The sequence below is a fragment of the Acinetobacter indicus CIP 110367 genome (assembly GCF_000488255.1).
Lineage (GTDB): Bacteria > Pseudomonadota > Gammaproteobacteria > Pseudomonadales > Moraxellaceae > Acinetobacter > Acinetobacter indicus.
Window position 1 is genome coordinate 382,318 of the sequence record NZ_KI530745.1, and the last position, 12,392, is coordinate 394,709.

At 47.3% G+C, this 12,392-nt stretch carries 9 protein-coding genes and 1 pseudogene; 9 read left to right on the top strand and 1 reads right to left on the bottom strand.

The features are described 5' to 3' along the window. The first annotated feature begins 104 nt into the window (after positions 1-104). The 5 genes and pseudogenes from pabC to mtlD all read left to right on the top strand — a co-directional run bounded on the left by pabC (position 105) and on the right by mtlD (position 5,579). Entirely contained in the window at positions 105-917 is an 813-nt protein-coding gene (gene pabC, locus P253_RS01870; RefSeq protein ID WP_016660023.1) for an aminodeoxychorismate lyase, read from the top strand. A gap of 1 nt (position 918) precedes the next feature. Then, positions 919-1,977, top strand: coding sequence for an endolytic transglycosylase MltG (gene mltG / locus P253_RS01875; protein ID WP_016660024.1), 1,059 nt, complete (start codon positions 919-921; stop codon positions 1,975-1,977). Positions 1,978-1,979: 2 nt separating this feature from the next. Further along, on the top strand, positions 1,980-2,591 hold the full coding sequence (gene tmk, locus P253_RS01880; protein ID WP_016660025.1) for a dTMP kinase: 612 nt from the start codon (positions 1,980-1,982) through the stop codon (positions 2,589-2,591). Positions 2,592-2,652: 61 nt separating this feature from the next. Next, positions 2,653-3,072, top strand: a pseudogene (locus P253_RS01885) (PaaI family thioesterase). Positions 3,073-3,440: 368 nt separating this feature from the next. Next, the gene (gene mtlD, locus P253_RS01890; protein WP_016660028.1) at positions 3,441-5,579 is read left to right on the top strand and encodes a bifunctional mannitol-1-phosphate dehydrogenase/phosphatase; all 2,139 of its coding nucleotides are present in this window, start codon (positions 3,441-3,443) and stop codon (positions 5,577-5,579) included. Between the two features lie 108 nt (positions 5,580-5,687). On the opposite strand, the gene nadB is transcribed toward mtlD, so the two are convergent. Next, entirely contained in the window at positions 5,688-7,334 is a 1,647-nt protein-coding gene (gene nadB, locus P253_RS01895) for an L-aspartate oxidase (RefSeq protein WP_005176669.1), read from the bottom strand. A 228-nt stretch (positions 7,335-7,562) separates the two neighbouring features. Between nadB and P253_RS01900 the strand changes: the two genes are divergently transcribed. The 4 genes from P253_RS01900 to lepB all read left to right on the top strand — a co-directional run bounded on the left by P253_RS01900 (position 7,563) and on the right by lepB (position 12,370). After that, complete coding sequence (locus P253_RS01900) at positions 7,563-8,948, top strand: Do family serine endopeptidase (protein ID WP_016660029.1); 1,386 nt, start codon at positions 7,563-7,565, stop codon at positions 8,946-8,948. Between the two features lie 117 nt (positions 8,949-9,065). Then, complete coding sequence (locus P253_RS01905) at positions 9,066-9,527, top strand: acyl-CoA thioesterase (RefSeq protein ID WP_016660030.1); 462 nt, start codon at positions 9,066-9,068, stop codon at positions 9,525-9,527. A gap of 174 nt (positions 9,528-9,701) precedes the next feature. Next, the gene (gene lepA, locus P253_RS01910) at positions 9,702-11,519 is read left to right on the top strand and encodes a translation elongation factor 4 (RefSeq protein ID WP_005176673.1); all 1,818 of its coding nucleotides are present in this window, start codon (positions 9,702-9,704) and stop codon (positions 11,517-11,519) included. Positions 11,520-11,542: 23 nt separating this feature from the next. Next, complete coding sequence (lepB, locus tag P253_RS01915; RefSeq protein ID WP_016660031.1) at positions 11,543-12,370, top strand: signal peptidase I; 828 nt, start codon at positions 11,543-11,545, stop codon at positions 12,368-12,370. Positions 12,371-12,392: the final 22 nt, after the last annotated feature.

Here is a 12,392-nt window from a genome sequence, read left to right on the forward strand (position 1 = left end):
ATTCCTAAAAAAATAATAAAAAATGAATTTTATATGAATAAAAAAGAAATATAAATAGATCTTCCATTCTTACACTAAAGCCAGCTCAAATGGATACTTGTTGTATGCAATGTTTTAAGAATGCTGAGGAAATATCGGCCGTTTCAGTGCTGGACCGTGCCTTTCATTATGGCGATGGCTGCTTTAGTACCGCGCGCATCCGCAATGGCCAGATTGAACTGGAGGCCTTACATCTGCTCCGGTTACAACGCGGCTGTGAGCGTTTGTATTTAAATGCCAATCTGGCGTTTATCCAGCAGTCGATTCAACAGCTGCAGCAGCATTATCCGCAGGTTAATGGCACCTTAAAAATCATCATCAGTCGGGGAGATGGACAGCGCGGTTATAGCCTGCCCGCACAAGATGCTGATGTCTGGGTCTTTTTTTATCCTAAAGCAGTGGATGATTTTCACTATGAAAAAATCGCCAGTGGTGTGTTGAAACAAGCGATGGGGCTGAGTATGCCACATCTGGTCGGCATCAAAAGCCTGAACCGTTTAGAACAGGTGATACTGAAAAAAGAAGCCGATGCGCAGGGCTGGCCGGAAGCCTTGGTGACTGATGTGCAAGGCTCGGTTGTTGAAGGGGTGAGCAGTAATTGTTTCATTCTTATAAACAATGAATGGATTACGCCGGAACTTCGCTATAATGGCGTCCACGGCGTGATGCGGGCTGAAATTCTGGCCCGTATGCAGCAGCACGGCATTTCCTGTCGCCAGCGTTATGTCGATATGGAAGAAATTGCGCAGTTCCAGAGTCTGTTTTTCTGTAATGCGCTCAGTCCGATGAAAATCGTGATCCAGCTCGATGCACGCCTTTTAGATGTTCAAGCCTGTATTGAACTGTTTAATCGTCTTCAATTGAATCAGATGCATTAATATGTCTTCATCCCGCTCTAAAACGAAAAAGAAAAACAAGCCTCGTTCCCCATTGCCGATTAAAGGTATTTTAACCCTGTTACTGGGCGTACTCCTCATTGTCGTAGTCATCCTCTGGTCCAGCCTGTTTAAAGACTATCCGGTAAAAGGCCAGAAAGAATTACTGGCCATTGGCGATGGCGATACCTATTCCGGTTTTATTGATCGTCTGGAAAAAAATGATCAGGTCAGTTTTCCGATTATTCTGAAGCTGTATCAGAAAATCATGATTCATGATTCGATGAAAGCCGGGGTTTATGAAATCCAGCAGGGCATGAGCATCCGTGAAGTCATGGAAATGATCTCCAATGCAGAAAATGCGCAGATGAACCGGATTCTGGTCATTGAAGGCACCACCTTTAAACAATTGGTGCAGCATCTGCAAAAGGATGAGCTGGTGACTAAAGAAGTCAGCCATCTTCCGACCGATCAATTATTAAAAGCACTGAATATTCCGTTTGAGCATCCGGAAGGCCTGTTTGCGCCAGATACCTATTTCTTTGCCAAGGGCGAATCGGATCGTAAAATTCTGACCGATTTATATCAGCGTCAGATGAAAGCACTGGATGAAGCCTGGGCCAACCGTGCACCAGATTTACCGTACAAGAATAAATATGAAGCGCTGGTGATGGCGTCGATTATTGAAAAAGAAACCCATGTCGATAGCGAACTGCGTCAGGTCTCTGGCGTATTTGTGCGCCGTTTAAAGATAGGCATGCGTTTACAAACTGACCCGACCGTCATTTACGGGATGGGCGACAAATATCAGGGCAATATTACCCGTAAGGATTTACGTACCCCAACGCCGTACAATACCTATACCATCTATGGTTTGCCGCCAACACCAATTGCACTGCCAAGCAAACGCGCGATTGAAGCAGCAATGCATCCGGATGATTCCGACAATCTCTATTTTGTCGCCACCGGTGATGGCGGACATAAATTCAGTACCAATCTGCAAGATCATAACCGCGCAGTTCAGGAATATCTGGCGGTCATTCGTGCGAAGAACAAGGAGTGAGCATGTTTATTAGCTTTGAAGGCACCGAAGGGGTAGGTAAAACCACGCTCATCCGTCGTATTTATGAACATTTTCAGGCCCAAGGCAGTGAAGTAGTGCTAACCCGTGAACCGGGTGGCACCCCGATGGCCGAGCAGATTCGCAGTCTGCTGCTTTCAGTCAATCATGACGAGCAGATGTGTAATGATACTGAATTACTGCTGATGTACGCAGCGCGCGCCCAGCATCTGGCGCAGGTGATTCTGCCTGCACTGGCAGCTGGCAAAACGGTACTCTGTGACCGCTTTACTGATGCCAGCTTTGCCTATCAGTGTGCTGGGCGTGGCCTAAGCCGGGAAAAGTTGCAATTGCTGAACCAGAATTTTGTTTCGCACATGCCGGCTCTGACTTTCTGGCTGGATGCACCGATTGAACTGGGCATGTCCCGTGCGCGTGAACGTGGTGCGCTGGACCGTTTTGAACAGGAAAAAGTCACCTTTTTTGAAAAGGTGCGTGCTGGTTATCAGGAGTTGTGGCAGGCAGAACCAGAACGGATTAAACGTTTAGATGCCACCCAAAGTCCGGATCTGGTCTTTGCCGAGGCGCTCAAATATTTACAGACAGTCGCTGCTTAAATTTGGGTCAAGACTAAAAATCTTCTATAGTAGCGTGATGATAGAGGATTTTTTGATCACAATGAAAAGTAACCGTGCTGAAATTATTGAATTTTTACAACAAGAATTTCCACAGAGCCTGGAAAAATGCGAGATTGATGCGGTCACGCCCATGGGTGCCTGCTTGACCTATCGGGTTGGGGAAAGTGAATTACGTCCGGGCGGCACGATCTCTGGTCCGACCATGATGACGGCTGCAGATCTGGCTTTATATGTAGCCATTCTGGGCTAGATTGGGATTGTCGGGTTGGCGGTCACCACCAACCTGAATATCAATTTTTTACGCAAACCCGCTGGTGGAAAAAACCTGCGGGCGGAATGCCGGCTCATGAAACTGGGTAAAAGTCTGGCCGTGGGTGAAGTCTGGATTTATTCAGTCGGGCAGGAGGAACCGGTGGCGCATGTGACCGGAACCTATTCAATTCCACCCCAAGTGGCTTGATTCTCAGGTCACTTGTTCTTTTGATCTGGCTCGCTTGATTTTATCCTTTTCTTACTCGTCTTAATTTTGCTTGCTTCAGTTTCTTCGCCAATCTGATGCTTCCAGCTTTTTATTTTTTGAAGCCTATTTAATTCGCCGAAAAGCACCCTCCGAATTATTTAAAACTTATCCTTATATTTCAGCAAAATCGCTTTATTGATTTACATGATGTTACTGATTAATTACTCAAAGTTACATATCTTAAATCTTACTCCAATCAAGTGGTTAATTTTTAACTTTAAATATTTCATTCTTTGTCTAAGGTGTTGTTCCCTCAAAAATTGCTCTAGGCTCTAGGCCTGTTGAAAAATGATCAAATGAGGGGGGAAATGCTTAAATTTAAAAATAAAATGATCCAGGGCGCAATTTTCGATATGGATGGCACAATGTTTGATACGGAGCGTTTACGGTTTCAAACCTTGAAACAGGCATCTCGGGAATTGATTGGAGTCGAGTTCAGCGATGACTATTTAATGGGTTGTCTGGGCTTGAGTGCGCGGAGTGCCAAACAGCTGGCACAGGCTGAATATGGTGAAGATATTCCCTATACCGAAATTCGCCAGCGTGCCGATGAGCTGGAACTGGAAAGTGTGCGTCAGTTTGGTGTGCCGATTAAAACCGGTTTGCTACAGGTGCTGGAGCGCTTGCGTAAATCCGGGCTGCGCTTGGCAGTGGCGACGTCCAGTCGCCGTGCCATTGCCGAAGAATATTTAATTAATGCCAATGTCTATAAATTTTTTGATGTACTGGTGTGCGGAGATGAAGTCCAACGTGGCAAACCGCATCCGGAAATTTTCCTGACCGCTGCGCAAAAGCTGAATCTCTCCGCCAGTGACTGTTTCATGTTTGAAGATTCAGACAATGGTGTGACCTCGGCCTATGCAGCGCAGGGCATTACCGTGCTGCTGCGGGACATTAAAGCACCAAATGAACAGATGCTGTCTAAGGCGCATTACTACTATGAAAGCATGGAAGATTATCTGGAAGATTTAAACCTGTATATTCCGGCCTTGGGCATGCCCAGCCTGCAGGAAGCCTTTCCACAAACCTTGAACCAGCTAACTGTCGGAATCCATGGTTTTGGTGCGATTGGTGGCGGTTATCTGGCGCAGGTATTATCGCATTGGGATGGTTATACCCGTCCGAAACGGATTTACGCTTCTACCCGTAACCAGCTGTATCGCTCTGCGGTGAATGCTTTTGGCACCTATTGCATTCGTTATGGGCAAATGTCCTATGATGAACGTATTGAAAACATGAGCATTATTGATGCAGATAACCTGCAGCACATGCAGGAGATGTATATCGAATCCAGCTTGATTGCCTTATGTCTGCCAGAAAAAGCGCTGAGCAGCGAAGCTGAGGTGATTGCGCAAGGCCTGTATGCACGTTATCTGGCCCATCAGGACCAGCCGGCTGCGCCTTTAACCGTGCTGATTATTTTAAATAAAGTCGGTGCCAAGCAGTTATTGCTGGAGCATATCCGTAAAGCCCTGGTGGCCTTAAGTGATGTGCAGACCGCACAAGCCATTTTAGCGCAGCATTATTTCTGCGATACCGTGGTCAACCGTATGGTATCCAAACTGACTGACCAGAACCTGTACCGCCAGCTACGGATTAAATACAACATCTTCAAGCAGTCGCAGACAGAAGATGAAGCCGAGCCGGTTGAAATTGAGGATAACACCCGTTTGCAGCCGGAGCAGGAACGTCAGGCCAGTCTGTATGTGGAAGATTTGCGCCGTAATTTCCAGCCAAGCCATATTCTGCAAACGATGGATTTAATCCTGTTTAATGCAGAAATCGACATGCCAATTTATGTAGAAAATGCCAGCCCGTTACTACAAAAAATGCGGCAGATGATTCTGGTCGAAGACATCAGTGAAATCCAGCTGATTAAAAACCGGCTCTGGAACGGGGTGCATGCCATGCTTGCCTGGTATGCCAGCCTGCGTGGTCATCAAACCATTGGTGTGGCTCTGGCCGACCCGCAGATTGAACAGTTCATGCAGCAGTTGTTACAGCAGGTTCAGCAGGGACTGGCGGTGGTGTTACCACACCGACAGAAAGATTTACATGCACTGGCACAAAGTTTTGCAAACTCCTGTGTCCATGCCTATAAAGACCCATGTGCACGGGTGGCGCGTGATCCGCTGCGCAAGCTCAGTGCGTCCGAACGGGTGTTAGGTTCAATTGCCAGCAATGCTCAGGGCGGGTTGCCATATCAGTTTTTGGCACAAGGTGCTTTATTGGGCTATGTCTATGCGGTGCAAACTCATCAGCTGACCGAGACGCAGGCTTTGGCACATCTGCAGACACAATTGCAGCAGCCACATTTCTCGGCACAGGTAGCACTGACTTTACGTAATTATGTGCAGACCTATCTGCCGCAATTGCTGTCCGGAGCGCTAGAACCTGAGCAGTTGCCCTTGTTAAAGCCAACCTCGAGTGCAGCGCAATATGCTTAAACTTGAGGAACCATCCGGCTGAAACCATTTTGGTTACGACCAACAAAAACCGAATCACATGATACGATTCGGTTTTTTATCTTTCAGAACTGAAGATGTAAAAGCATTTTAAGCCGGCACATCCTCATTGACCAATGGCGTTTCTACCTGGAAGTTTGGCGGCGTAAGAACGGTTTTACGCAGCTCATCTGCCAGTTCTGGATAATCCAGGGTGTAATGCAGGCCACGCGATTCTTTACGCTGCATGGCACAGCGCACAATCATTTCTGAAACCAGCACCAGATTACGCAGTTCAATCAGGTTTTTACTGACTTTGTAGTCCTGATAATACTCGGTAATTTCACGTTTCAGCATTTCAATACGGTGCAGGGCACGTTGTAAACGCTTGGTGGTGCGGACAATCCCGACATAGTTCCACATGGTGGCGCGCAGTTCATCCCAGTTTTGTAGAATTACCACATCTTCATCGGGATGGGTCACTTGAGAATCATCCCAGGCTGGCACATTTGGTGATTGATAATCGGGCTTGAATTCAGCCTGAATATGTTCAGCAGCACTCATGCCATATACAAAACATTCTAAAAGTGAGTTACTGGCCATACGGTTAGCACCATGCAGGCCGGTATAAGACGTTTCACCAATGGCATACAGGCCGGCAATATCGGTCTGGCTGTGTTCATCAACCACTACACCGCCACAGGTATAATGCGCTGCCGGGACCACCGGAATCATATCTTTGGTGATGTCGATGCCCAATTCCAGTAAACGCGCATACAGGGTCGGGAAGTGTTCTTTAACAAACTCGGCCGGTTTATGGGTGATGTCTAGCCAGACATGACGAATCCCCAGACGCTTGATTTCAAAGTCAATCGCACGTGCCACAATATCACGTGGTGCCAGTTCGGCACGCTCATCGAAACGTAGCATAAAGCGTTCCCCATCTGGCAGGCGTAAATAGGCGCCTTCGCCACGCATGGCTTCGGTAATCAAGAAGGAACGGGCTTGCGGATGGTATAAGCAGGTCGGATGGAACTGGTTAAATTCCATATTGGCGACGCGGCAACCGGCGCGGTAGGCCATGGCAATCCCGTCACCGGTGGCAATATCCGGGTTAGAGGTGTACAGATAGGCTTTCATGGCACCGCCGCAGGCTAGGGCGGTAAAGGGCGCCAGGAAGGTATCAATCTGGTCGGTGTTTTCATCCAGGGCATACAGGCCCAATGCACGATTGTCACCGGTTTGACCGAGTTTCTGTGTGGTAATCAGGTCAATGGCAACAAAGTTTTCAAAAATCTGGATATTCTGTTTTTCTCTGGCCCGCTGGACCAGTGTCGTTGAAATGGCACGTCCCGTGGCATCTGCCGCGTGAATGATCCGGCGCTGGGAGTGGCCGCCTTCACGGGTTAAATGTAGTTGTTCCTGTTCATCGAGGGTAAATTGAACGCCATGTTCAAGCAGGAAATCGACCGAAGGTTTACCGCCCTCTACAGTTTGCTGCACGGCATTCAGTTCACATAAATGCGCGCCTGCAATCATTGTGTCATCTATATGCTGTTGAATAGAGTCGGTTTCATCCAGTACGGCTGCGACCCCACCTTGGGCATAAAAGGTGCTGGCATCAGTCAGGGCCGACTTGGCCAGCACGGCAATTTTAAAATGAGCTGGTAATGACAGTGCCAGACTTAAACCTGCGCCGCCACTACCCACAATGATCACATCAAAATGATGAGTTGCATGTAAATTAGACATGTCCATCAGCTAATTTGAAAAAAGTCTGGTAATGACAACGCTTTTTAAAACAAAAGGCAAGGGTCAAGATGCTTATTAATGATGAGAAAAAGCAATAAAACTCCATTTTATAAAAAATGGCGCAAGCACTTGTATCCTGTTGAGGAATTGAACATATTATTACGAAATCTTAAAAAGCGTTATGTTAAAAACAGAACATCACATTTTTATAAACAAATTGAGTGAATGCTATATATGAATAATCGCTACTTACAGAAGGGTCTCTATGCAGCTGTGTTCACTATGGCATCTGTTCAAGCACAGGCCTCTACTTCAGTAGATTTTTCCAACCTGGTTGAACAGGTCAGCCCCGGTGTTGTCAGTGTCAATGTGGTCAAACGTTTAAGCCAGGAAGAGCTGTTACAACAACAGGTTCCGGAACTGTTACGCCGTTTCTTTGGCGATGGGGTGGTGATTCCGCAGCGTCAGGCGCCACAGGAAAAAACCGGTTATGGCAGTGCCTTCTTTATTAGCAAAGATGGCTACCTGCTCACTAACCACCATGTGATTGAAAATGCCTCCAAAGTCACCATTGTTCTGAATGATCGCCGTGAAATTGATGCCACCGTGGTCGGCAGTGATGAACGGACTGATGTGGCCCTGCTGAAAGTATCTGGCAGCAACTTCCCTGAACTGCGTACCGGTAATGTTGATCGCCTGAAAGTCGGTGAGCCGGTGCTGGCAATTGGTTCACCATTTGGTTTTGACTATTCCGCCTCTGCTGGTATTGTCAGTGCCAAAATGCGTAACATGATGGGGGAAACCTCGGTACCGTTTATTCAGACTGACGTTGCCTTAAACCCGGGGAACTCGGGTGGACCGCTATTTAACCAGCGCGGTGAAGTGGTCGGAGTCAACTCGCGCATCTTTAGTGGAACGGGCGGTTATATGGGTCTGTCTTTCTCGATTCCAATTGATGTCGCCATGGAAGTGGCAGACCAGTTAAAACAGCATGGTAAAGTCACTCGTTCCTATTTAGGTGTGAGCCTGCAGGATATTGACCGGACGCTGGCAGAATCGTATCGACTGGATAAACCGGAAGGGTCATTAATTACCCAGGTGGCACCGGATTCTCCAGCTGCCAAAGCCGGCTTGCGTGCCGGTGATGTGATCTTAAAATACAATGGCACGCCAATTTCACGTACCAGCGAATTACTCAATTATCTGAACCGTACTGCACCTAAACAGACCATCCAGCTGGAAGTTTTACGCGATGACCGTCGCCGGAATATCTCGGCCACTTTAAGCACCGCACCGGATGACACCCCGGCCAAGAGCAATGTTACGCCAAGCCAGAATAAAGGCCCGGTACTTGGGGTCGCAATCCGGAACCTGTCAGCAGCAGAAATGCGTCAGCTGGAAATTAAAGGCGGTGTGCTGATTCAGGAAGTCCGTCCGGGCAGTATTGCAGCGCAGTCGCGAATTTTACCGGGTGATGTCATCGTACAGCTGAACAATAGCCCAGTCACCGACAACAACAGTTTTGTTCAGGCGGTTTCGCAGCTGAAAAAGGGCAGCGTGGCGCGTGTGACCTTAATCCGTCAGGGACAACGTGCCATTGTCGGTATGCGAATTTCCTGATCTGAGCCAGTTAAAAACCACAGCCTGCTGTGGTTTTTTTATTTTTCAATTTATCTGGGGCCAATTTTCAGTAGACTAGGGGCCTCGATACCCGATACCACAGTACAGTAACAGAGCATGAGCAGTACATTTTTTGATTTAAAACTTCAGGTTCAACCCGAGCATATTGACAGTCTGGGCCATGTCAACAACGTGGTTTATGTGCAGTGGATGCAGGATGTGGCCAGCGCCCATATTGAAACCTTAGGCCTGGGCATGGCGCAGTTTCTGGAAATGAAACATGCCATGGTGGCGGTAGAGCATCATGTGCAGTATCGCAAGGCTGCATTTGCCGGTGAAGAGCTGACTTTAAGAACCTGGCTCAGTGAAATTAATGCGCTGTACCTGTTTCGCCAGTATGTGTTTTATCGTCCGCAGGACCAGAGCGTGCTGTTTGTCGCGCAGACCAAATGGGCCTGTGTGGAAATAGACAGCGGCCGTCCAAAACGCATGTCGCCAAGTTTTTCCCAGGCGTATCAGCCTATTCCAGCCGATCTGAATCCGATGGATTTTAACCAGTATCCGCCACAGCCGGCATAAGCATCGTCACTGGCCGGTTTGTATCGGATGATCTAAAACCGGCCGGGCCGAAAAGCTTTGCATTATTTTGGATACTTTAAAAAATCCATCTGCTATAATCCTTCGCAATTTCTATTCGGCTTTTGCTGTGCACTGAATCTGGTTTGCATAGCGCGTTATTTTTTAAGGTAGCCCATGGCGCAAGCTAAAAAATCTGTTGATATTAAAAACATTCGTAACTTCTCGATCATTGCACATATCGATCATGGCAAGTCGACCCTTGCGGATCGTTTCATTCAGACCTGTGGCGGTTTGCAGGATCGCGAAATGCAGGCGCAAGTACTGGACTCAATGGAACTTGAGCGTGAACGTGGGATTACCATTAAAGCGACTTCGGTGACCTTGTACTATACCCATCCGAATGGTCAGGAATACCAGTTAAATTTCATTGACACCCCGGGACACGTTGACTTTTCTTATGAAGTTTCACGTTCACTGGCAGCGTGTGAAGGCGCACTACTGGTGGTTGATGCTGCCCAGGGCGTAGAAGCACAATCGGTTGCCAACTGCTATACCGCGATTGAGCAAGGGCTGGAAGTTTTACCAATTCTGAACAAGATTGACCTGCCGCAAGCAGAGCCTGAACGTGTGATTCAGGAAATTGAAGATATTATTGGTATTGAAGCAACCGATGCGCCGACCTGTTCAGCCAAAACCGGTCTGGGGATTGCGGGTGTGTTAGAGCGTCTGGTCGATGTCATTCCAGCACCAACCGGTGATCGTGATGCGCCATTGCAAGCTTTAATCGTCGACTCATGGTTTGATAACTATCTGGGCGTTGTGTCTCTGGTGCGTGTGAAGCAGGGACGTGTGCGTAAAGGCGACAAGATGTTGATGAAATCAACCGGTCAAACGCACATCATTACCTCGGTGGGTATTTTCAATCCGAAACATACTGAAACCGATATTCTGGAAGCGGGCGAAGTCGGCTTCGTGATTGCCGGCATTAAAGACATTTTTGGTGCACCAGTCGGCGATACCATCACTTTGGCAACCACGCCAGAAGTGGAAGTGTTACCGGGCTTCAAGAAAGTAAAACCGCAGGTCTATGCCGGTTTGTTCCCGATTGATGCCAGCGATTTTGAACCGTTCCGTGAAGCACTGCAAAAGCTGCAAATCAATGACTCGGCGCTGTTCTTTGAACCAGAAAGTTCGGATGCGCTCGGTTTTGGTTTCCGCTGTGGCTTCCTTGGTATGCTGCACATGGAAATCGTTCAGGAACGTTTAGAACGTGAATACGATCTGGACCTGATTTCTTCTGCGCCTACGGTTATTTATGAAGCCGTAATGAAAAATGGCCAGACCGTGTACATCGACAGTCCATCGAAAATGCCAGACGGTTCCACCGTTGAAGACTTACGTGAACCGATTGCCGAATGTCATATTCTGGTGCCGCAAGAATACTTGGGTAACGTCATGACCTTGTGTATCGAGCGTCGTGGTGTGCAAAAAGACATGAAATTCATGAGTAATCAGGTATCCATTACCTTTGAAATTCCAATGGCCGAAGTGGTGATGGATTTCTTTGATAAATTGAAATCCTGCTCACGTGGTTTTGCATCACTAGATTACAACTTCGTGCGTTTTGAAAGTTCATCGCTGGTGAAAGTCGATGTCTTGATTAACGGTGAAAAAGTCGATGCGCTGGCAATGATCTGTCACCGTCAGGATGCCCGTCATCGTGGTATTGCACTGGTTGAAAAAATGAAAGACCTGATTCCACGTCAGATGTTTGATGTCGCAATTCAGGCGGCCATTGGTGCGCAAATCATTGCCCGTTCAACGGTAAAAGCCATGCGTAAGAACGTATTGGCCAAATGTTATGGCGGTGACGTGTCGCGTAAGAAGAAACTGCTGGCCAAGCAGAAAGAAGGTAAGAAACGTATGAAGCAAGTGGGTAGCGTTGAAATCCCACAAGAAGCGTTCTTAGCTGTATTAAAAGTCGAACGCTAATAAGATTAGAAGGATAAACGCCCATGGATTTTGATTTTAATTTGATCCTCGTTCCTGCCACGCTGTTTTTTATTGCTGTGTGGTTGCTGGATAAATTTGTCTTCAAGCAAAGACAGACCAAAGGACGGGGCAATGAAAATTTCATTATCACATGGGCGTATGACTTCTGGCCGGTACTGGCCGTTGTGCTGGTGCTGCGTTCGTTTTTATATGAGCCGTTTAATATCCCGTCAGATTCAATGGTTCCAACCCTGGAGACCGGGGATTTTATTCTGGTAAATAAATTTGACTATGGCGTGCGTTTGCCAATCGTCAACAGCAAAATTATTGATACCGGTTCGCCAGAACGCGGTGATGTGGCGGTGTTCCGTTATCCGCCACAACCAAGCATTAGCTACATTAAGCGTATTGTGGGTTTGCCGGGCGATCATATTGTTTATGATCATGGTCAATTCACCATTAACGGTGAAAAGGTGCAGAAAGTTGCGCTGGACTTTAGCCGTGAAAAAGACAGCCTCGATACACCCAACTCGATTTACCATCAGGAAACTTTAGGCAAGCATACTTTTACCATGCGTGAACTGGAAGGCGTAAACGTGGCGCGTCAGGCACCTTTTATTAATTATGTCGAAAATGGTAAATATGCTTCTACAAATGGTTTATATTGGGAAGTCAAAGTTCCAGAAGGTCATTACTTCGCGTTAGGGGATAACCGCGATCAGAGTGCTGACAGCCGTTTCTGGGGTTTTGTACCTGAAGAAAACCTGACCGGCCGTGCCGTCTATATCTGGATGCACAAAGAGCCTGGTTTTAAATTGCCGTCTTTTAGCCGAAACGGCAGCATAGATTAAAATCATCCATTAGGAAAATAAC